At 67.8% G+C, this 21,000-nt stretch carries 18 protein-coding genes; 7 read left to right on the top strand and 11 right to left on the bottom strand.

Annotation, left to right across the window (positions count from 1 at the left end; all coding sequences use genetic code 11):
- Positions 1-68: 68 nt before the first annotated feature.
- On the top strand, positions 69-530 hold the full coding sequence (locus M8859_RS18210) for a hypothetical protein (protein ID WP_159930736.1): 462 nt from the start codon (positions 69-71) through the stop codon (positions 528-530).
- A gap of 283 nt (positions 531-813) precedes the next feature.
- Here M8859_RS18210 and purH read toward each other — a convergent pair whose 3' ends face one another.
- The 6 genes from purH to sucC all read right to left on the bottom strand — a co-directional run bounded on the left by purH (position 814) and on the right by sucC (position 8,316).
- Positions 814-2,385, bottom strand: a complete 1,572-nt coding sequence (purH, locus tag M8859_RS18205) for a bifunctional phosphoribosylaminoimidazolecarboxamide formyltransferase/IMP cyclohydrolase (RefSeq protein ID WP_249644591.1) — start codon at positions 2,383-2,385, stop codon at positions 814-816.
- Entirely contained in the window at positions 2,382-3,038 is a 657-nt protein-coding gene (purN, locus tag M8859_RS18200; protein WP_223521786.1) for a phosphoribosylglycinamide formyltransferase, read from the bottom strand. The genes purH and purN overlap by 4 nt, the downstream gene beginning before the upstream one ends.
- 58 nt (positions 3,039-3,096) lie before the next feature.
- Complete coding sequence (locus tag M8859_RS18195) at positions 3,097-4,611, bottom strand: cell division protein PerM (protein WP_249644590.1); 1,515 nt, start codon at positions 4,609-4,611, stop codon at positions 3,097-3,099.
- A 90-nt stretch (positions 4,612-4,701) separates the two neighbouring features.
- The gene (locus tag M8859_RS18190; RefSeq protein ID WP_159930733.1) at positions 4,702-5,772 is read right to left on the bottom strand and encodes a DUF5336 domain-containing protein; all 1,071 of its coding nucleotides are present in this window, start codon (positions 5,770-5,772) and stop codon (positions 4,702-4,704) included.
- A 437-nt stretch (positions 5,773-6,209) separates the two neighbouring features.
- Entirely contained in the window at positions 6,210-7,124 is a 915-nt protein-coding gene (sucD, locus tag M8859_RS18185) for a succinate--CoA ligase subunit alpha (RefSeq protein WP_159930732.1), read from the bottom strand.
- Between the two features lie 25 nt (positions 7,125-7,149).
- Entirely contained in the window at positions 7,150-8,316 is a 1,167-nt protein-coding gene (gene sucC, locus M8859_RS18180) for an ADP-forming succinate--CoA ligase subunit beta (RefSeq protein WP_159930731.1), read from the bottom strand.
- A gap of 539 nt (positions 8,317-8,855) precedes the next feature.
- On the opposite strand from sucC, the gene M8859_RS37660 reads away from it, so the two are divergent.
- Positions 8,856-10,226, top strand: coding sequence for a M23 family metallopeptidase (locus M8859_RS37660; RefSeq protein ID WP_372492918.1), 1,371 nt, complete (start codon positions 8,856-8,858; stop codon positions 10,224-10,226).
- A 383-nt stretch (positions 10,227-10,609) separates the two neighbouring features.
- On the opposite strand, the gene M8859_RS18170 is transcribed toward M8859_RS37660, so the two are convergent.
- On the bottom strand, positions 10,610-11,422 hold the full coding sequence (locus M8859_RS18170) for an NsdA family TPR-like regulatory protein (RefSeq protein ID WP_249644589.1): 813 nt from the start codon (positions 11,420-11,422) through the stop codon (positions 10,610-10,612).
- 282 nt (positions 11,423-11,704) lie between these two features.
- Positions 11,705-12,949 carry a helix-turn-helix domain-containing protein gene (locus M8859_RS18165; RefSeq protein ID WP_249644588.1) on the bottom strand — a complete coding sequence of 415 codons (1,245 nt, stop codon included), beginning with the start codon at positions 12,947-12,949 and terminating at the stop codon, positions 11,705-11,707.
- A gap of 214 nt (positions 12,950-13,163) precedes the next feature.
- Between M8859_RS18165 and M8859_RS18160 the strand changes: the two genes are divergently transcribed.
- The 4 genes from M8859_RS18160 to M8859_RS18145 all read left to right on the top strand — a co-directional run bounded on the left by M8859_RS18160 (position 13,164) and on the right by M8859_RS18145 (position 15,414).
- Complete coding sequence (locus tag M8859_RS18160) at positions 13,164-13,469, top strand: hypothetical protein (RefSeq protein WP_159930727.1); 306 nt, start codon at positions 13,164-13,166, stop codon at positions 13,467-13,469.
- A 303-nt stretch (positions 13,470-13,772) separates the two neighbouring features.
- Complete coding sequence (locus M8859_RS18155; protein WP_195070926.1) at positions 13,773-14,090, top strand: hypothetical protein; 318 nt, start codon at positions 13,773-13,775, stop codon at positions 14,088-14,090.
- A 1-nt stretch (position 14,091) separates the two neighbouring features.
- A complete protein-coding gene (locus tag M8859_RS18150; RefSeq protein WP_249644587.1) occupies positions 14,092-14,994 on the top strand; it encodes a hypothetical protein in 903 nt (300 codons plus the stop codon).
- A gap of 42 nt (positions 14,995-15,036) precedes the next feature.
- Positions 15,037-15,414, top strand: a complete 378-nt coding sequence (locus tag M8859_RS18145) for a hypothetical protein (protein ID WP_159930168.1) — start codon at positions 15,037-15,039, stop codon at positions 15,412-15,414.
- A gap of 191 nt (positions 15,415-15,605) precedes the next feature.
- On the opposite strand, the gene M8859_RS18140 is transcribed toward M8859_RS18145, so the two are convergent.
- Together M8859_RS18140 and pcrA are read right to left on the bottom strand one after the other, a co-directional pair.
- The gene (locus M8859_RS18140; protein ID WP_159930167.1) at positions 15,606-16,031 is read right to left on the bottom strand and encodes a hypothetical protein; all 426 of its coding nucleotides are present in this window, start codon (positions 16,029-16,031) and stop codon (positions 15,606-15,608) included.
- A gap of 57 nt (positions 16,032-16,088) precedes the next feature.
- Positions 16,089-18,674, bottom strand: a complete 2,586-nt coding sequence (gene pcrA / locus M8859_RS18135; protein ID WP_249644586.1) for a DNA helicase PcrA — start codon at positions 18,672-18,674, stop codon at positions 16,089-16,091.
- 384 nt (positions 18,675-19,058) lie between these two features.
- Here pcrA and M8859_RS18130 point away from each other — a divergent pair, with 384 nt between their 5' ends.
- Positions 19,059-19,352 (top strand): chorismate mutase, encoded by a 294-nt coding sequence (locus M8859_RS18130; protein WP_159930173.1) that lies wholly within the window; start codon positions 19,059-19,061, stop codon positions 19,350-19,352.
- A gap of 88 nt (positions 19,353-19,440) precedes the next feature.
- Here the strand turns inward: M8859_RS18130 and M8859_RS18125 are convergent, their stop codons facing one another.
- Positions 19,441-20,898: an NAD-dependent succinate-semialdehyde dehydrogenase gene (locus M8859_RS18125; RefSeq protein WP_249644585.1), complete on the bottom strand. Its 1,458-nt coding sequence runs from the start codon at positions 20,896-20,898 to the stop codon at positions 19,441-19,443.
- Positions 20,899-21,000: the final 102 nt, after the last annotated feature.

Here is a 21,000-nt window from a genome sequence, read left to right as displayed (position 1 = left end):
GGGTTCGTCCCAGTGCAGGACGCACCCGCGGGACGCTGTCGGATGGGCGCCGGGACTAGGGTGTCGGTATGGATCGGATCCGGGCCGGACGCGCCGCCACAGCTGTCGCCGTAGTGCTTGCCTGTCTCACCGCCACAGGTTGCGGCGGCTCGGACGACAAAGCGAAACCACCGCAGGCGAGCGCCACGTCCACCGCGGAGCCCCACACGCCGATCGAGGACCCGCGTGGGAACCAGGGCAACGAGTTCACCGCCGATCCGACCATCGTCGGCGCGCATCCGATCCCGTTCCGGTCGTGGACTCGCTTGGCGGACAACAAGATAGCGGTCAACTTCGAGACGGGGTCGCCGGAGTGCTACGGCGTGGACGCCACGGTCACCGAGTCGGGCTCGACGGTGACGGTCGAGCTGCGCTCGGGCAGCCGCGCCGAGGCGGTCGGCCGGATGTGCACGATGATCGCGGTCTTCGGCACCCTGGAAGTGCCGTTGAAAGAGCCGCTCGGCGACCGTACGGTACTCAGCGCGGTCTGAGCCAGCGCGCACAGCGCCTGCCCCGCCGGCGCGGTTCACATCGAGGCCGGGTAGCTGTTCGCTTGCGACCGGCCGCCTCGTCGCCGCCCATCTCGGAGGCGACGCCGTCTGCGCACCGGTGAGATTACCTATCACGTTGCAGCACAACCTAACTCATGGTTCGAAGCACGCGAATGGGCCAAACATTCTATGCCACTTGGCGATTCGTGGTCAGAACAAGCATCGCGATACAAAGAGCGCCGCGTCGGAGGGAATCCGACGCGGCGCACCAGCACTACCGATCTCAGTGCGCGAAGTGGCGTGCCCCGGTGAGATAGAGGGTGACGCCTGCCTCACGGGCGATGTCGATGGTCTCCTGGTCGCGCACCGAACCGCCGGGCTGGACGATGGCGCGGACACCGGCCTGGATCAAAGTCTGGGGCCCGTCCGGGAACGGGAAATAGGCGTCGGAGGCCGCCACCGAACCCTTGGCGCGGTCACCGGCCCGCTGTACCGCGAGGCCGACCGCGTCCACCCGGTTGACCTGCCCCATGCCGACGCCGACCGAAGCGCCGTCGTGCGCGAGCAGGATCGCGTTGGACTTCACCGCCCGGCAAGCGCGCCAAGCGAACGCCAGATCGGCGAGTGTTTCCGCGTCGGCGGGCTCGCCCGCTGCCAGGGTCCAACCGGCCGGGTCGTCGCCCGGAGCGTCCAGCACGTCACGCTGCTGCAGCAGGGCGCCGCCGCTGATCGGGCGCAGCTCCGCGCCTGCGCGCCGCGGCGGCTCGGCGACGAGGATGCGCACGTTCTTCTTGCGCTGCAACACTTCCACCGCGCCGTCGGCGTAGGACGGCGCGACGATCACCTCGGTGAAGATCTCGGCGACCTGCTCGGCCATCTCCACGGTGACCTGACGGTTGGCCGCGATGACCCCGCCGAACGCGCTAACCGGGTCGCAGGCGTGCGCCTTGCGGTGCGCCTCGGCGATATCGGCGCCGAGGGCGATGCCGCACGGGTTGGCGTGCTTGATGATTGCAACCGCCGGGTCTTCGTGGTCGTAGGCGGCGCGCCAGGCGGCGTCGGCGTCGACGTAGTTGTTGTACGACATCTCCTTGCCGTGCAACTGCCGTGCCTGCGCCAGGCCGAGGCTGCCGTCGCTGTTGGTGTACAGGGCGGCGGACTGATGCGGATTCTCGCCGTAGCGCAGCACCGCCGACCGCTCCCAGGTTCCGCCGAGCCACTCGGGGAACCGGATCGTCGTCTCGTCGGCCGCGCCGTCGCCGGTCAGCACGTTGGTCATCCAGCTCGCGACCGCCACGTCATAACTCGCCGTGTGCTGGAAAGCCTTGGCGGCCAGGGCCGTACGCTCGGCCAAGGTGAAACCGCCGGACTTCACCGCGGCCAGCACGTCGTCGTAGTCGCCGCTGTCGACGACCACCGCGACGGAAGGATGGTTCTTCGCCGCGGCGCGCACCATGGACGGCCCGCCGATATCGATCTGCTCCACGCACTCGTCGGGGGTCGCACCGCTCGCCACGGTCTGGGTGAACGGGTAGAGGTTGACCACCACCAGCTGGAACGCCTCGACGCCGAGCTCCACGAGCTGATCGACGTGTTCCTGCTTGCGCGAGTCCGCCAGGATGCCCGCGTGCACCCTCGGGTGCAGCGTCTTGACCCGGCCGTCGAGGGTCTCCGGGAACCCGGTCAGGTCCTCGACCTTGGTCACCGGGATGCCCGCGTCCGCGATCCTTCCCGCGGTCGACCCGGTCGAGACCAGCTCGATGCCCGCGGCGTGCAGACCGGTCGCGAGCTCCACCAGACCCGTCTTGTCGTAGACGCTCACCAGCGCCCTGCTGATCGGCCTGCGTTCACTCACCGGAGAACTCGCTCATCTGGGATAACTGCCTTTCGTCCGTCGGAGACAATGCCTCGCGTCGCGACGGCGGCGACGACTTCCGCCAGCAACCGTCGCTCGACAACCTTGATGCGCTCGTGCAGGGTGGCCTCGTCGTCACCCGCCAGCACCGGCACCGCCTCCTGCGCGAGGATCGGCCCGGTGTCCACGCCCTCATCGACCAGATGCACGGTGCAGCCGGTGACCCGCGCGCCGTAGGCGAGCGCGTCACGTACACCGTGCGCGCCGGGAAAGGCGGGCAGCAGCGCGGGGTGGGTGTTGATGATCCGGCCGCCGAACCGGTCCAGGAAGGCGGGACCGAGCAGCTTCATGAAGCCCGCCGACACCACCAGATCGGGCTGGTGCGCGGCGACCGCTTCGGTGAGCTCGACATCCCATGCGGCACGGTCGGGAAAGTCCTTCACCGCCACCCGGAAATGCGGCACGCCCTCGGCGTCCGCGTGGGTGGTTGCGGCGCAGAGCCGGTCGACCCCGACCGCGACGACCTTCGCCGGGTAGCCGGGTTCGGACGCGGCGTCCAGCAGGGCGCGCAGGAGCGAACCGGTGCCGGACGCCAGCACGACGACGGTGGCCGGCGTCGCTGTGGGCTTCCACGAGGCATACGGGGACGTCAGCGCTCTACTCCTGCGATCGATCGGATGGCGGACGGATGCGGCACCGCCGGGTTAGAGCCTAACGACCGTCCACCCCGCCACTCTCCGGCAGGTCCGTCTCGACCACCTCGGCGTCGACGATGTCCGGTGTGGGGTGGTCCCGGTAGCGGCCGCCGGTCTCGATCGCGGGCGCTTCGTCGACGAGTTCTGCGTCCAGCGGGGCTTCCAGTTGCGGCCGGTCGTAGTCGTCGTAGCGGTAGTCGTAGTCGTAGTCGTCGTCCTCGTAACGATCATCGTCTTCGTAGTAGTCACGCTCGTCCGCCTCGTAGTAGGCGTCCTCGTCGTAATACTCGTCATACGGATCGGTGTAGTCGGCAGGCGGGACGCCGACCGGCACGAGGAACCAGCGCGCGAACGCCAAGCCCGCATAGCCGGGAATCGCCAGCCAGGCGAACGTGATCAGGGTGAAGACCGGCAGGTCCAGGCCCACCCAGCCGATCGTGCCGAGTTCGCCGCCCGCGACCGTGCCTGCCACCGTCAGCGCCGACGCGGCGAGCGCGGCGGAAGTGAGCGTGGCCCACGGCGCGGTGATGCGGTCGGTGGAGGTGCGGGCGAGGTCCAGCCCGCCGAGCACGCCGACCGCGGCGGGAACCAGCAGCAACACCGGCCACCATCCCGCCGCCGGACCGGTCGGCACCGCGGTGAGCAGCGGGAAAGCCGGGATCGGGCCGCCGACGACGGAGAACACCCCGAAGGAGGCTGCGCCGATCTGCGCGCTGGAACCGACCAGCACACCGACGGTCTGGATCACCAAGTTCGGCAGATAGGCCAGTGAGAGCAGCGTCAGTCCGAGGACGCCCCCGGCGTTGCCCGCCGACTGGTACATGTCGCCGAGCCGGCCGATGTGCGCGAGGAACGAGACGACGACGACCGCCGTGGCGCAACCCAGCAGGCGCAAGACGGAGCGGCCCGCGCCGTAGAGTCCGGAGACGGCCCAATCGGGCAGGCGCAGAAGCACGAACAGCTGTCGCCGGATACGGACGGCGATACCGATGGCGGCGGCCAGCAGGTACAGCGCCGTGACCCACGCGAACGCGGCGAGCGTGTTCGGCGGTTGCAGCGCGATGACACCGGAAGCGTCTTCGGTGACCGCGAGGCAGACGGAGGTGACCAGCAGCGGACCGCCCACGGCGGCGCCGACGATCCACCCGAGATCGGCTCTGGTGCAGTGCGGTTCCACGGCGCGCGCGCTTTCCCGCGCGGCCAGCCACACCAGCAGCGCGGTCGGCAGCAGCGGGAGCAGGCCGAGCGAGGTCTTGTCGATCACCAGCGGAACCTGGTGCACCCCCAGCCAGGAGGCAGCGATCGCTCCCGAGACACCGGCGAGATCGCTGCCCGATGCCAGCAGCGCGGCGAGCACCAGGACGACGAGGGTGGTCAGCCCGAAGGCCGAAGGGCGGCCCGCGACCGCGATGAGAACCCTGGACCGCTCCGGGGTGAGGGACAGAAACCCGGCTTCGTCCGCATCGGGGTGCGGTCGCGACGCGCGCGACCCGCCGATCCGGCGGGTCGAGGAGTTTCTGGAGGAGCTCATGGCATTTCAGCGTGGCATCCTCCCCGGCGCGAGCGGGTCAGGCGCGCCGCGCGCACGCGGTCGCCGCGCCGGGAGGATGCCGCCGAGTTCCTACTTGTTGTTGTCGTCCGAGGGACGGAATGCCTGGGTGGCGTCCGAGGAAGGATCGCTGCCCGTCTCACCGCCGAACGGCTTGTTCTGCTGGCTCGGCTGCGCCTGCTGTTGTCCGTAGCCCGAACCGTAGGGCGCCTGCTGACCGGACTGCTGCTGTCCACCGAAGTGCTGGGTCGCGCTCTCGTCCGGGCGCGGCTGCGCGCCGTAGGGCGAACCCGGCTGCTGGGATGCGCCGTAGGCAGTGGTCGGCTGGCTCTGCCCGTAGGGCGAGGGCTGCTGGCCGTACTGGCCCTGCTGACCTTGCCCCTGCTGGGCCTGACCGTAGCCCGGCTGGCTCTGCCCGTAGGGCGATGGCTGCCCCGCCTGGGACGGGAACTGCGGCGGAGCGGACTGCGCGCCGTAGCCGGACTGCCCGTAAGGGCTGGCTCCGTAGCCGGACTGGCCCGGCTGGCCGTAAGACTGCTGTCCCTGACCGTACGACGGCTGCTGGCCGTAGCCGCCCTGACCGAATCCGGCCGGCGCGGTGGCCGGGCGCGGCGCGGGCGCCTTGAGGATGCCCGCGTCGAACAGCGTCGCGGCGATCGCCACCGCGGCCTGCACGAAGGCGAGCACGAGCAGGATGTACGCGCCCACCTTCAGCTCGCTGCCCTCACCGAAGTTGAACGACTGGAACAGCAGCGCGAGGAAGCCCGCGGTCGACGCCGCGGCGGCCGCGCCGATCCAATTCTGCTTCGGCAACAGCGACAGGCCTGCGAGGAGGGCGCCCAGCAACAGCAGGCCGAGCAGCGGCGCGCCTGAGGCCACCTCGAAGAGGTTGGCCGACTCCGGTCCGCTGACCCTGGTGCCGCCGAAATCGATCGGCTTGCTGCCGAGGAACGGCAGGAAGCCGAGCAGGAAATTGAGCACGCCGAGCGCCGCTACGCCGACCACCAGGAAGAACGGCAGACCTTTGGCATCGGAACCGGTAGCGCTCGAACCTGCACTGGCACCACCGGTTGCCGGGCTCTGGCTGGATGGCGCTGAGGGCGAGGGTGTGTTGTACCCGGAGCCCCCGGTCGGGTAGGACATGTCGTCGTCTCCTAAATCGAGTCGTACATGGTATTCACGGCTGGATTACTCCTGACGCTACTGCACTCCCTCGCCCAGGTCACCCCGCCGCGACGGCCGGGACCCGCGAGTCGGCCCATATCCGGGCAGGTCGTGGCAGGTGTCCGGCCAGGAGTTCAGAGCGGGACCACCCACCGCTCACTGACACTGTTGCCCGCGATGGCGCTTTTCACACCAACCGGGTTCTCACCGGCGGGGAAATCGGTGTGACAGCTCGGTGAACCATTCGTCCGGCTGCCTCGTGTGGAGGGAGAAGGGACGACGGAACGCCCGACACTCCGCGGTTCCACACGTGGCCGGTCCGGAAGCTCGGCTGCTGCCCCAGCCGGAGCCCACCGCCACACATGACGAAGGCCGCCCCCCGAATTCGGAGGCGGCCTTCGTGGCGCGGTGGGAGATCAGGCGCTGATGCTGGCCTTCTCCAGGATCTCGCGAGCCAGCGCGGCGGTCTCGGACGGCGTCTTGCCGACCTTCACGCCCGCGGCCTCGAGCGCGTCCTTCTTCGCCTGGGCGGTGCCCGACGAGCCGGACACGATGGCGCCCGCGTGGCCCATCGTCTTGCCTTCGGGGGCGGTGAAGCCCGCCACGTAGCCGACGACCGGCTTGGTGACGTTGGCCTTGATGTAGGCCGCGGCCCGCTCCTCGGCGTCGCCGCCGATCTCGCCGATCATCACGATCAGCTTGGTCTCCGGGTCCTTCTCGAACGCCTCGATGGCATCGATGTGGGTGGTGCCGATGACCGGGTCGCCGCCGATGCCGATGGAGGTCGAGAAGCCGAAGTCGCGCAGCTCGTACATCATCTGGTAGGTCAGCGTGCCGGACTTCGAGACCAGGCCGATCGGGCCCTTGCCGGTGATGTTGGCCGGGGTGATGCCGACCAGCGACTCGCCGGGGGTGATGATGCCGGGGCAGTTGGGGCCGATGATCCGGGTCTTGGCGCCCTTCTCCACGTTGTAGGCCCACGCGTACGCGGTGTCCTGCACCGGGATGCCCTCGGTGATGACCACGAGCAGCGGGATCTCCGCGTCGATGGCCTCGATGATGGCGTCCTTGGCGAACTTCGGCGGCACGAACGCGATGGACACGTCGGCGCCGGTCTCCTTGATGGCCTCCGCGACGGTGCCGAAGACAGGCAGCTCGACCGCGTTGCCCTCGGAGTCGGTGTGCGCGACGGTGGTGCCCGCCTTGCGCGCGTTCACACCGCCCACGATCTTGGTGCCCGCCTTCAGCATCAGCGCGGTGTGCTTGGTGCCCTCGCCGCCGGTGATGCCCTGGACGATGACCTTGGAATCCTTGTTCAGGAAGATAGACATTCTTTTCGTCCTTACTCGGCCGTCGCTATCGGGCGGCTGCCAGTTCGGCGGCCTTGTCGGCGCCTTCGTCCATTGTCTGCGCCAGCGTCACCAGCGGGTGCGCGGCATCGACGAGGATCTGGCGACCCTCGTCCACCCGGTTGCCGTCGAGGCGGACCACCAGCGGCTTGTTCGCGTTGTCGCCCAGGATCTCCAGCGCCTTCACGATGCCGTTGGCGACCGCGTCACAGGCGGTGATCCCGCCGAACACGTTGACGAACACGCTCTTGACCTGCTCGTCGTTCAGGATGACGTCGAGACCGGCGGCCATCACCTCGGCCGAGGCGCCACCGCCGATGTCCAGGAAGTTGGCCGGCTTCACGCCGCCGTGGCCCTCGCCCGCGTAGGCGACGACGTCCAGGGTCGACATGACCAGACCCGCGCCGTTGCCGATGATGCCGACCGAACCGTCGAGCTTGACGTAGTTGAGGTCGTTCTCCTTGGCCTTCAGCTCGAGCGGGTCGGTCGCGTCCTTGTCCGCGAACGCCTCGTGCTCCGGGTGGCGGAATCCGGCGTTCTCGTCGAGGGTGACCTTGCCGTCCAGCGCGAGGATCTCGTCCTGCGGGGTGCGCACCAGCGGGTTGACCTCGACCAGGGTGGCGTCCTCGGCGACGAACACCTCCCACAGCTTCTGGATGGTCACGGCCGCGGTGTCCAGCACGTCGGCGGGCAGGTGGCCCTGCTCGGCGATCGAGCGCGCGAACGCCAGGTCGACGCCCTTGACCGCGTCGACGGGCACCTTCGCCAGCCGCTCCGGTTTGGTCGCGGCGACCTCTTCGATCTCCATGCCGCCCTCGACCGAGCACATGGCCAGGTAGGTCCGGTTGGCCCGGTCCAGCAGGAAGGAGATGTAGTACTCCTCCGCGATGTCCTTGGCCTCGGCGACGAGGATCTTCTTGGTGATGTGGCCCTTGATGTCCAGGCCGATGATGTTCTGCGCGTGCGTGAGCGCGTCGTCCGGGGTGGCGGCGTACTTGACGCCACCCGCCTTGCCGCGGCCACCGGCCTTCACCTGGGCCTTGATCATCACCGGCTTGCCGATTTCCGCCGCGATCGCGCGGGCGTCCTCGGCCGTGTCCGTGACGCGGCCCTCGGACGAAGGCACTCCGTGCTTAACGAAGAGCTCCTTCGCCTGATATTCGAAGAGATCCATGTACTCACCGTCTCGTCTGCGTTGTGATGACAACGTCTTTGTTGGCGGCCCGACGTCGGAAGCGGGTCGGGTCGGACTCTAATCAGTCACATGGAGGGCCAATCGGCCACGTTCATCGTAAGTGGCGCAGGTCACGGACCGGTGCGCGGGAGCGGTAAAACCGCTGGCCACCGCTACTGACGAGTAGGTTTTCGACACCGTGGCAGGTAGAGCGGCCGAACCCGGGAGCGCGCGACGAACTACTACAACCCGTCGTCGAGGAACCTCTCCGGAATGCCCATAGCGCAGTGAGTTAATCGGCAGGCTAATCGTGATCAATCTCACATGTTTGTCACGGAACATGCGCAGCGCTTGTGGGCACGCAATCGTTTCGTTACCGTCAGTGCGGTCGATGTCACAACACGGTCACGACTAGGAGGACGGCAAGCTTTGACGCAGCACAGCACTCCGCAGACGGAGAGCCGCTCCGCATCCGACCGATCGACGCCGCTGATCAGGCAGTTTTCGAGTTTCAACAGCTTCACGATGTGGCACCGCCGATGAACCACAGCTCCACCTTCGCTTCCACTGATCGGGTCCGGTCGGGACATCGTTACCGCCCCGACGACGAGCCCTTCGACCCGGTGGGCAGCCACGCCGATCCCTCGTTCGATCAGCACCACGCCGGATACGATGCGCCGCCGCGGGCGGACTACTTCCACCCCACGAGCGGTGGATACGACTACGCGGCCGATGCGCCCGTCGATCCAAGCTATGCCCAGCCCGCTTACCGGAGCGAGTCCTACGCCGCCCCCCGCGCCGCCTACGACAACGCCTGGGACACGAACAGCTCGTGGGCGCAACAGAATTGGGCTCAGCAGGGCACCTGGTCCGATGGCGGCGCATGGAACGCAGGCGACGCGTGGACCGAGAACTCCGGCGACACGTGGACCGAGAACTCCCGCGACACGTGGACCGAGAACTCCCGCGACACGTGGACCGAAAACTCCGGCGAGGCGTGGGCCGAAGAGAGTTCCTGGACGCCCGACGAGAAATCGTGGGTGTCCGACACCGGCTGCTGGGCGCCCGAGGAATCCTGGGCGACCGAGACCACCGAGCCCGAGGCCGTTGATCAGGAGCGCAGCGCACCCGCCGTACCGAACGTTATTCCGGCCCGCCGATCCACGAACAAGCGCGGTGGCGCGCACCGCGTCCCCGCGCCGCCTGCCGCGCTCAAAGGTCGCGCCGCCGTCGCCGCCGTCGCCGCGGGCGCGGTCGTCGCGGCCGGGCAGGCCGCCTTCGCCGCACCCGAGCAGCCGTCGCAGGCCGTCGACTACGAAGCCGCGGGACAGATCCACGAGATCGCCGCGCAGTCGATGAACGTGGCCGATCCGACAGCAGCGCCGGATTCCCCCCAGGTGCTCAACGTCTCCTCGCCTGCCCATCTCGATCAGTTCAACGACATGTTGCAGAAGGGCCAGAAGTACGCCGAAGACCTCGCTGCCCAGGAGTCCGCGAAGCTTCGCCCGCTCTTCCACAAGTTCTTCGCCGCGGGCACCTTCACCTCCGGGTTCGGCGCCCGCTGGGGCGTGCAGCACCTCGGCATCGACATCGCGGGCCCGATCGGCACTCCGATCTACGCCGTCGCCGATGGCACCGTGATCGAAGCCGGTCCCGCGTCGGGCTTCGGCATGTGGGTCCGCCTGCTGCACGACGACGGCACCGTCACCATCTACGGCCACATCGACACCGCCACGGTGTCGCAGGGCCAGCGCGTGCTCGCCGGCGACCAGATCGCCACGATCGGCAACCGCGGGTTCTCCACCGGTCCGCACTGCCACTTCGAGGTCTGGCTGAACGGCGTCGACAAGGTAGACCCGCTCCCCTGGCTGGCGACCCGCGGCATCAGCCTCGGCCCGCAGCGCGACTGAACGACGCGGCCGCGTCACCAGTCCGGCCGCTTCCACACCCGCGCCACCTCGCGGCGGGTCGCCTCGACTGGCACCGAGCAAGAATGGGCTCGCGTCCGCTGTCATGCGGAGGGGCCTGTCACGTTGCTACGTTGCCGTGCCTGCGAACAATTCCGGCGCAGCCTTCCGCACCTTCCGCAATACTTTTGATGCGCGTTCAGAGGACACATCGGACAGAATGTGCAGCGCGTACCGCCACAGGTTCGCCGCGTCCTCGTGCCGTCCGAGACGCCATCGGATCAGCCCTGTTTCCGCAGCGGAAAGCGCATGAATCCTGGTGTGATTCTCGGGGTTCCACATCGAATGCGACAGGTAGGTACAGGTACCGCTCGGCCTCAGCGTGGTCACCCAGGGCGGCGAACGCTTTCGATGTCTGCCTGGCTACGCTCGCTTTGTTCGGGCACCAGAGCGCCGCCCAGCGAGGTAGCTCTGTGGTGACTTCCGTGTCTATCCATGGTTCCGCCTTCCGGAGGGTGCTCCGCGCCGCTCGATGCTGCCCCGTTTCGGCATAGCAGCGCGCCAGACCGACCAGGAACAACGACATGGTGTCCGGACATACCGTGTCGCGGCGCCGCCGCCACTCCGCGTTCGGCGAGCTCGGCGGCGTGCTGCGGCTGCCGAACATCGGTGGCGTGCAACCCGAGAATGCGAAAATAGAAACCATCCTGTCCCGGAACTCCGGATTCTTCCGCGAGCCGCAATGCCGACAGGTAATACCGCTGCGCGATACCGTCCACCCCCGCATCGTGCGCTTTGAAACCCGCCAGATAGGCCAACTCGGCGGCAGCGCTGAACGCGGTGGAACGAACCTTCGAATCAGCGAACCGCGACCGCAGCAACGACGCGACATCCGTACTCAGGAACTCCGCGACAGCGGTACGGCCGATACCACCGCCCTTGACCTCGTCCAGACGCAGAAAAGCATCCGTAATTCCCTGTACAGCGCGGACTTCCGGCATGCCGACGCGCGCCGCGTCATCGACCGCGGCCAACCGGGCTATGTCCGACTGCGATGCCAGCGCGGCCGAAAGCGCCGCACTGTAAACGGAAGTCCGCAGAAACGACCGCCGGTCGACATCCGCTCTGCCCAACACACCGACCAGTGTGACAGGATCACACGTCATTTCACCGCACGCGCGCATGTAGGCCGCGACCACATCGGCCGAAGCGACACGTGTAACCGTCTCCACATGGCCCAGATAACTGCGAGAACGGAATCCGCGCCGCCAACTCCGCCAGCGAAAACCCCGCCGCCTGCCTGGCGGCCCGCAGACGTTCACCGATATCAGGCGGCAATCCCCCATCCGTCCCCATGTGTGGACCGTAGGCGGGTCCTCAAACGCATGTAGCCGTTTCCCTGGTCCGAGTCGTAGATTTCCGGTTGCGCTGGCAAGCGCTTGGACGGGCAAGAGCTACCGGCCCGCTCAGACGACACCACCTCACAGGGCGGGGAGGCCGTTGGGTGCAGTGTCCTTGAAGAGTTCGGAGGCCGTGCGGCGAATCTTGCCCAAGGCAGTGGTGGCGCGTGCGGAGTCGACGGAGTGCAGGACAGGTAAGGCGGTCCGCCACGTGTTGAGGGCGTCGGTGTGTTTGCCGAGTTTCCAGCGCAACAGGCCCGTTTCGGCGGCGCTGAGCGCCCACACGCGGGCATGGGTTTGTGGATTCCAGATGCTCGTGCCCAGTTCGTAATAGCGTTCGGTGTTGGCGAAGTCACCCAGAGCAAGGAAGGTCTTCGCCGCCTGGTCTACAACCGTGCCCTTGTTGGGGCACCACATCGATACCCAGCGGGGTTGCTCGGTGTTCAGATCGGGAGTTATGTATGGTTCGGCGGTCCGCAAGGCCGCGAGTGCCCGGGAGTGGTCGCCGGTTTCGGCATGACAGCGCGCCACGACGACAGTGAGCAACGCTGTTGCGTCCGGTCCGAGTCGGCCTCGGCCTCGAGCTACGGCCGCTTCAGCGAGGGCAGGGCTGAATTTCGTCTGGCCGATGTCTGCTCCCTGCATCGCCAATATGCGCAGGACCCAGGCGTCCTGGCCAGGCACCTGGCCTTCTTCCGCGAGCCGCAACGCCGACAGGTAATACCGCTGCGCGATACCGTCCGCCCCGGCATCGTGCGCTTTGAAACCTGCCAGATAGGCCAACTCGGCGGCAGCGCTGAACGCAGCGGAACGGACCTTCGAATCGGTGAATCGCGACCGCAGCAACGACGCGACATCCGTACTCAGAAACTCCGCGACAGCAGTCCGGCCGATACCACCGCCCTTGACCTCGTCCAGACGCAGGAACGCATCGGTAATTGCCTGTACAGCACGGACTTCCGACATGCCGACGCGCGCGGTGTCGTGGACTCGGACCAACCGGGCCACATCCGACGGTGTCGCCAGCGCGGTCGCAGAAAGCGCCGCGCTGTAGACGGACGTCCGCAGGAACGACCGCCGGTCGACATCCGCTCTGCCCAACACACCGATCAGTGTGACAGGATCACACGTCATCTCACCGCATGCGCGCATATAGGCCGCGACCACATCGGCAGACGCGACACGTGTCCCAGTCTCCACATGACCCAGATAACTGCGCGAGAACGGAATCCGCGCCGCCAACTCCGCCAGCGAAAACCCCGCCGCCTGCCTGGCGGCCCGCAAACGCTCCCCGATATCAGGCGGCAATCCCCCATCCGTCCCCATGCGTGGATCGTAGGCGGATTCGTAGACGGGTTGTAGCCGTTTCCCCAGTCCGGAAGTGAGTTTCCCGCGCAACGCTTGTCTCGGCACCCACCCGGCGGGCGCGTCTGTCCCGTCCGGAACGGACGCGCCGCCAGCCGTGAGCGGCTCGCGGTGACCTCACCCCGCCGGGTGGGGTGCGCCCGAATGACAAGCGACGAAGCAGGGGTGAAATGCGATGGGGTTCGATTGGTGGCGCGACGCCGAACAGGACGACATGTCAGCGCAAGCGATCATCGACCGCGTAGCCGCCGAGTGGCGCGCCGCACGCGAACGTGAACGCACCCGCGCCGAGCGGCCCGACCCCGCCCTGTGGCCTACCGGCTGGCCGCACGAAGCTCCCGACCATCCGTTGAGCGTTTCCGAAGCGCACCGGATCATGCAGCAGCACAGGGCATGCCGCGCCGATCAATGCCCGCGTAAGGCAGCGGCCCGGCAGACCCTCATCGACGCCGGACGCATGAAGCCGGACACCTCACGGTAGCCGCGCTGAACGTGTCTCAGCTACGACCCCGCTCCGACCGGTCCGGTGCCGAGCGGCGGTGGGATTCAGCCACCTGACTCAGCATCCGCGCCAAGACATGGCCCGACCGATACTCGGCCCATGCCTGCGTGAACGATCTTCGGTGTTCGAACACTTGGCGATTGAAGCGGAAGTTGCAGGCTCGCAAGGGATTCGCTCTAGTCGAGAAAGAGGGGCGTCGGGTGAGAGGTTCGCAGCAAGTGAGCCGACCGTGAACTAGGCTGGGTCGAGCCGGACGAGAGTCGAGTTGGAGTGGGGGGTCTTGTGTTCGATGTCAACCCGGAGAGCCTGCGGACGGCGGCGCAAGCATTGGCAGCCTTGCCGACAGAGATAGATGTAGCTGCGCCCTTGGGCGCCGATCAGGTCGACGGGAAGTTGAACGGATCTGCGGTCGGGCACAGTCTTGGGCAGACAACCACGTTGGCGGACCGAGCACGAGAAGCGTTGCAGGCTCGATTCACGCGGTTCTCAGAGCTGCTCGAGCATGCGGCCAATACCTACCGCGACGACGATTTGGCGGCCGCCGCCCAACTGGCGGCGGTGACCGATCTGATCCCGACCGGTGTCGACGATGGAAACTAGAGTGACACCCACACCGGAGGAGGTGTTGAGCTGGGACGTCTCGGCGCTGGTCGGCATCGCAGACAGGTCCAACCACATCGCGGACGTGGTCCTGAAGACATCGAACTCGATGCGTACCGTGATCCACGACCTCGCGTGGCAGGGGCAAGCCCGCGGCATGGCCGAGGACAAGACCGACCGCGAGCAAGCCCAGATGCGCACCATCGCCACCGCGTTCTACGACCTCGGTACGGCATGCGCGGGCGCTGCCCGCGATATGGAATACCCGCTGGCGGAGATCAAGACCATCTTCCAGCACTACGTCATCTCACCGGTCACTGTCGCCGACGATTGGAGCATCACCGGCGTCGATGACTGGAGTTCGGAAGCGGGGACGCAGCTCTCACGGCTGAACGGCTTGGTGTCGACTCTGACGACGGCCGATGCGCAGTGGGGCGCGAAGATCGCCGAGGCCAACGAGAAACTTCAACTATTCGAGTCGACAGAGATCCTGTTCCAGGCTGCCAATGACGGCCTGCCGCAGCCGCCGGGCGGGTGGAGCAACGATCCCGCCATGAGGATGGCTCAGGAAATCGCTTACGGTCACGCCTGGAGCAAGCACCGCGAGCACTTCAAAGGAATGACGCAGGACGAGCTCGCGGAAAAGGTTTATCACATCATCCAAGGTCCCCAGATGGAGCGTCTGGGCAAGGATAAAGATGGCAATCCTGTCATGATGAGTTTCGATGGGTTCATCGTCATCGTCGACCCCCGCACTACTGATCATGGCACCGTCTACCGGCCGGATGATCCATTAGGTGAGTTCATCCGCGTCACCAACCAGACCACGGATCCATCACTCGACCCTGGCAGGGCCCCTGGCACCGGGGGGACACCTCCCGGAAAACCCGGCGGTAATCGCTAGGCAGCGACAACGACTTCAGGAGAGATACCGTTGCAATTCGATATGTCGAAACTGACGCTTGCAGAACGCGAGTTCGTGGACGGAGCGCTTGCCAGCTGGGTCGGGGTGTCGACGAGCGCGCCGGTCCCAGTGCGCGCATTGCGATTTCCCGACCGTGAAAGCTTCAAGGAGGAGACCGCCAGGCTCCGTCGCGCGGTCCGCGACGGAGCAATGCTGACCGAGGTCGAGACCGCCAGGGTGCTGTTCTTCAGCGAACTGGCCTTCGGCAGCGACCTGTTCGGCGCGGGCGTCGAGTTCCAAATCGTGAACGCGGTACGCGACGCCGAAGGAATCGCGATCCTGCGTGCGCTGCAACGGAAGCTTTATACCCGCGCCGGTGCCGAAGCGCTGTTCGAGCCCGAGCTGTACGCACCTCAATAAAACCCGATTTGCAGATGGATAGCCCGCAGCGACACCGGAATAGCGAGCCGGCAGACACGCAGGCGGCACCTCCTTCTTCCGGTGCGGCGAACCGGTCGCGGCGGCAGCCCAGGCACTCGCCCCGGCAAGGGAAGCGCTGTCGAGATGACCGGACCGTCGAGACCGGGAACGGATCGGTGAGACGACCGAGCCTACGGCGTCGCCGCGATCGCGAGACCCAACAGCGCGACGACCTTGACGACCTCCAGGCCGATGTACCAGAAATGAGCGTGCGAGCGCGGTAGCTCCTCCCCCGCCAGCACCCGATCGGCGCGGCGGGACAGCGGCGGGCGCACCGCCAGGATCTGGACCGCCAGCAAGATCACGGCCGCGCCCAGCCACCACCACGTCGCCCGGCCGGGCCCGATGATCAGTGCGGCGACCACCAGCAGCGCGGCGAGCGCGACCTCGGCGACGTTCAGTGCCCGGAACACCAAGCGGCCGATGCCGAGACCGAGCGGCAGCGTCACCCCGGGGGCGCGGAACTTCAGAGGCGCCTCGAGGAACGAGATGGCCAGCACCATGCCGAGCCAGAGCATGGGCAGAAACCAGAGGATGTGCTGGGCGATCGTATCCACGCCGCGGACCCTACCGGTGCGACGCGAGGGCGGGCAGGGCCGAAAGGCCCGCGCCGCTCAGAGCTTGACCAACGTCCGGCTGTACTGCGGGATCAACCGGATCTTGCCCGCGGTGCCGAAATCGATGGTCACCGTGGCCAGCGGCCCGAAGCCCTCGGCGGCGATCACCCGGCCGAGACCGTACTTGTCGTCGCTGACCCGATCGCCCACGGCGAGCACCAAGTTCGTGTTGTTGCGCGTCGCCCCGCCCGGAGCGGGCCTGCGCGGTCCGCGATCACGCAAGCCGGGGCGCGGCTCCGACCAGCCGTCGCCGCGCGTCCAGTCCCGCTCCAACCCGTCGTCGTCCCCGCCACGCCGCCGGATGCCCCTCGTCCCGGGTGATCCGGCCGGCTCGAGCCGCCGCCAGTCGATGAGATGACCGGGGATCTCCTGCAGGAATCGCGATTCCGGGTTCGAGACCGGCTGCCCCCAGCCCGAACGCACCACGGCACGCGTCAGGTACAGCCGCTGCCGGGCCCTGGTGATGCCGACGTAGGCCAGGCGGCGTTCCTCGGCCAGCTCGGTCGGATCGCCGAGCGCCCGCATGTGCGGGAACTGCCCGTCCTCCCACCCGGTCACGAACACCACCGGGAACTCCAGCCCCTTGGCGGTGTGCAGCGTCATCATCGTGACCACTCCGGAGCCTTCGTCCGGGATCTGGTCGGTGTCGGCCACAAGCGAGACCCGCTCCAGGAACGCCGCGAGCGAACCGGGATCCGGCTCGCCTTCGCCCACCTCGGGCAGTAGCCCCTCCTGCCGGGCCGCCTCCGCGTTGTTGTGCGCCTCGGAGCTGAACTCGCGCGCGACGCTGACCAATTCGTTGAGGTTGTCCAGCCGCGCGCCGTCCTGCGGATCGTCGGAGGCCTCCAGCTCGGCGCGATAGCCGGTGCGCTCGAGCACCGCTTCGACGACGTTGCCCACATCGGGGAAGTCCGAGTCGGCGCGCTCGCCCGCGGCCCGGATGTCGTCGAGCAGATCGAGGAAGCCCGCGATGGCTCGCTGCGCGCGCGTGTTCAGCAGCGCCACCTTGCCTTCGGCGGCGTCGCGCAACGCGGCGGCGAAACCGACCCCGCGCTGTTCGGCGTGCACCGCCACGCACGCTTCGGCGCGGTCGCCGATGCCGCGGCGCGGCGTGTTCAGGATGCGGCGCATGCTCACCGCGTCGTCCGGGTTCTCCAGCACCCGCAGGTAGGCGACGATGTCGCGCACCTCTTTGCGCTCGTAGAAGCGGACGCCGCCGACCACCTTGTAGGGCAGGCCCATCCGGATGAAGATCTCTTCCAGCGCTCGGGAGTTGTTGTTCGTGCGGTAGAACACCGCGACGTCGCCGTAGTTGGCCTCGCCCTGGTCGACCAGCCGGTCGATCTCGCGTGCCACGAACGACGCCTCGTCGTGCTCGTTGTCGGCGACGTAGCCGGTGATCAGGTCGCCCTCGCCGGAATCGGTCCACAGCTTCTTGTCGCGCCGGTTCTCGTTGCGGGAGATCACCGCGTTCGCGGCGGAGAGGATGTGCTGGGTGGAGCGATAGTTCTGCTCCAGCAGGATGGTCTCGGCGTCGGGGAAGTCGCGCTCGAACTCCTCGATATTGCGGATCGTCGCGCCGCGGAAGGCGTAGATGGACTGATCGGCGTCACCGACCACGCACAGTTCACTCGGCGGAACCCGGTCCTCGCCGGCGTCTGCCACGTGGTGGCCGACCAATTCGCGAACCAGGACGTATTGCGCGTGGTTGGTGTCCTGGTACTCGTCCACCAGCACGTGCCGGAACCGGCGGCGGTAGTACTCGGCGACCTGAGGGTGGTTCTGCAGCAGCGCAACCGTCTCGCCGATCAGGTCGTCGAAGTCCAGCGCGTTCGCCGAGCGCAACCTGCGCTGGTATTCGGTGTAGACCCTGGCCACCAGGCCGGGCAGCTCCGTGTCGTCGGATTCCGCGTCCGCGGTGGCGCGGGCCGGGTCGATGAGTTCGTTCTTCAGATTCGAGATGGCGGTCGCGAGCAGGCGCGCGGAGTACTTCTTGGGGTCGATGTCCATGTCGCGGCCGATCATGGTGAGCAGGCGCCGCGAATCGTCCGCGTCGTAGATCGAGAAGTTCGAGTTCAGCCCGGGCAGCAGCGCCGCCTGGGTACGCAGGATGCGGACGCAACTGGAGTGGAATGTCGACACCCACATGGCGTTCGCGCGCGGGCCGACCAGCCCCGTCACCCGCTCCCGCATCTCCGCGGCGGCTTTGTTGGTGAACGTGATGGCCAGCACCTGGCCCGGCGTGACGCCGCGCGCGGCCAGCAGGTAGGCGATACGGCGGGTGAGCACGGCCGTCTTGCCCGAGCCCGCTCCGGCCACGATGAGCAGCGGGGAGCCGGTGTGCACGACCGCCGCGCGCTGCTGCGGATTGAGGCCGTCGAGCAGCCGTTCGGCCTCCTCGGCGCGCCGCTGCTCCCGCTCGACGCGCCGCCGCTCGCGCTCGGCCTCCGTCGGCGGCGCCTCGGGCACGGCGGCAGGCCGCGACCCCTCCGTCGCGTCACCGCCGGCGAACTGCGGTTTCGATGTCGGATCCGGGTGCACGACCCGGTCGGCCTGCGTCTTGGGAGCCACCGTGATGTCCATCGTCCATCCACGCTACCGGCGGCCACCGACAGAGATGAAGTCCCGGGCGGCATCGGTATCGGTTCGGCGCCGGCGGGCTGAACGGCGCGTGAACTCCCGCTGGTGGGAAGCCCGGGCGAAACGACCTGCGCTTCTCGCGCGATTGCCAAACGTATACGTTTTGCATACCTTCCAGCCCGTGGCAGACTGGCCACATGCTCAGCGCTCTCGCAAGACATCCGATTCGGCTGCCTGCCGGACATCGGGACCGCGGAGCCTGTACCTGAGCGCACCATCTGGGGGGACAATACAAGGCCCCACCAGGTCTGTTTCACGGTGAAAGAACTGATCGGTAACGAGCCTCGAGCACGCGCCGATCGATGTTCTGACACGAGGAGATGAATGATGAGCACCCCTGCCACGACGACCGGGTCCGAATCGGCGCTGCCGCAGACCGAGGCCGAGATCGACAAGCTCCGCAAGGAGATCGATCACCTCGACGCCGAGATCCTGGCCGCGATCAAGCGCCGGACGGAGATTTCCCGGATCATCGGCCGGACGCGTATGGCGTCCGGCGGGCCGCGCCTGGTGCACAGCCGCGAGATGAAGGTGCTGGAACGCTTCAGCGAACTCGGCCAGGAAGGCCACACCCTCGCCATGCTGCTGCTTCGCCTCGGCCGCGGTCGTCTCGGCCACTGAGCTGACAACCTGCGGCGCGCTCGCGAGCCGCTTCCCATAGGCCGCCCCGGGTGTAATGCACCCCGGGGCGGTCGTTTCATGTCCGCATTCAGGTGAGGGCGATGTACTTGGTGGACAGGTACTCCTCGATGCCCTCGGTGCCGCCTTCCCGGCCGAAACCGGACTCCTTGACGCCACCGAACGGGGCGGCGGGATCGGAGATCACGCCGCGGTTGACGCCCACCATGCCGGATTCCAAGCCTTCGGCGATCCGCAGGGCGCGGTCGAGGTCGCGGGTGTAGACGTAGCTGACCAGACCGAATTCGGTGTCGTTGGCGGCGGCCAGCCCTTGCTCCTCGGTCTGGAAGCCCACGATCGGCGCGACCGGGCCGAAGACCTCCTCGCGCAGAATCCGCGCCTGTGGCGGGACATCACGCAGCACGGTGGCCGGGTAGAACCAGCCCGGACCTTCGGGCGCCTTGCCGCCGATCAGCACCCGCGCGCCCGCCGCAACGGCGTCGTCCACCAGTTCCCCGACCTTCCGAAGTTGCTCCTCGTTGATCAGCGGGCCGAGTGTCGTGTCCGGGTCGGCGCCCGGTCCGAGCCGCACGCTGCTCGAGATCGCCTCGACGAATTTGGTCGTGAACTCCTCGAGCACGCTGTTGTGCACGTGGAAGCGGTTGGCGGCGGTGCACGCCTCGCCGCCGTTGCGCAGTTTCGCCAGCATCGCGCCCTGCACAGCGGCATCGACGTCGGCGTCGTCGAACACCACGAACGGCGCGTTCCCGCCGAGTTCCATCGAGGTGCGCAGCAGCCGGTTCGCGGATTTCTCCACCAGCTTCTTGCCGACCTCGGTGGAGCCGGTGAAGGTGAGCTTGCGCAGCCGGGGATCGTCGAGCAGCGGCTGGGTCACCGCGCCGGAGCGGCTGGAGGTGAGCACCGACAGCACGCCGTCGGGCAGCCCCGCCTCGCCGAACAGCTCGGCCAGCAACAGCATCGTCAGCGGCGTCGCCGAGGCGGGCTTGACGATCATCGTGCAGCCCGCGGCCAGCGCGGGACCGATCTTGCGTGTGCCCATGGCGAGCGGGAAGTTCCACGGCGTGATCGCCAGGCAGGGTCCGACCGGCTGCTTGTGCACCATGATCCGGCCCGCGCCCGACGGCGCGTGCAGGTAGCGTCCGTGCACCCGGACGGCCTCCTCGCTGAACCACCGGAAGAACTCGGCGCCGTAGCGCACCTCGTTGCGGCTCTCCGGCAGAGCCTTGCCCATTTCCAGGGTCATCAGCAGCGCGAAGTCCTCCGCGCGGGCGGTGATCCGCTCGAAGACCGAGCGCAGGATCTCCCCTCGCTCGCGGGCCGGGGTCGCCGCCCAGTCGTCCTGCACCGCGACGGCCGCGTCGAGCGCGCGCACCGCGTCTTCCGGGGTCGCGTCCGCGACGTGCGTCAGCACCTCCCCGGTCGACGGATTGTGCACCGCGAAGGTGCCGGCGCCGGTGGCGTCGACGGGCCGCCCTCCGATCCACAGCTGCTTCGGTACGGATTCGAGAAGTTCGCGTTCGGACACCATGCGGCCAGCCTATGCCGCGCAAGCGCATCCCGGAACGCACGCGGGCGGCCGGATCGCGGCGGTCCGCGGGCTCGGTATCGTGCGCCGCCCGTACCGCCGGTC

Source organism: Nocardia sputi, from assembly GCF_023501985.1.
The sequence above is the reverse complement of the archived record's forward strand: the minus strand, read 5'-3'. Positions and strand labels throughout refer to the sequence as shown.

Coding starts and splice junctions, on each gene's coding strand:
- M8859_RS18210 (WP_159930736.1), top strand. CDS start 69: ATGGATCGGATCCGGGCCGGACGCGCCGCCACAGCTGTCGCCGTAGTG.
- M8859_RS18195 (WP_249644590.1), bottom strand. CDS start 4,611: ATGAGCTCCTCCAGAAACTCCTCGACCCGCCGGATCGGCGGGTCGCGC.
- M8859_RS18190 (WP_159930733.1), bottom strand. CDS start 5,772: ATGTCCTACCCGACCGGGGGCTCCGGGTACAACACACCCTCGCCCTCA.
- sucD (WP_159930732.1), bottom strand. CDS start 7,124: ATGTCTATCTTCCTGAACAAGGATTCCAAGGTCATCGTCCAGGGCATC.
- sucC (WP_159930731.1), bottom strand. CDS start 8,316: ATGGATCTCTTCGAATATCAGGCGAAGGAGCTCTTCGTTAAGCACGGA.
- M8859_RS37660 (WP_372492918.1), top strand. CDS start 8,856: ATGAACCACAGCTCCACCTTCGCTTCCACTGATCGGGTCCGGTCGGGA.
- M8859_RS18165 (WP_249644588.1), bottom strand. CDS start 12,949: ATGGGGACGGATGGGGGATTGCCGCCTGATATCGGGGAGCGTTTGCGG.
- M8859_RS18160 (WP_159930727.1), top strand. CDS start 13,164: ATGGGGTTCGATTGGTGGCGCGACGCCGAACAGGACGACATGTCAGCG.
- M8859_RS18145 (WP_159930168.1), top strand. CDS start 15,037: ATGTCGAAACTGACGCTTGCAGAACGCGAGTTCGTGGACGGAGCGCTT.
- pcrA (WP_249644586.1), bottom strand. CDS start 18,674: ATGGACATCACGGTGGCTCCCAAGACGCAGGCCGACCGGGTCGTGCAC.
- M8859_RS18130 (WP_159930173.1), top strand. CDS start 19,059: ATGAGCACCCCTGCCACGACGACCGGGTCCGAATCGGCGCTGCCGCAG.
- M8859_RS18125 (WP_249644585.1), bottom strand. CDS start 20,898: ATGGTGTCCGAACGCGAACTTCTCGAATCCGTACCGAAGCAGCTGTGG.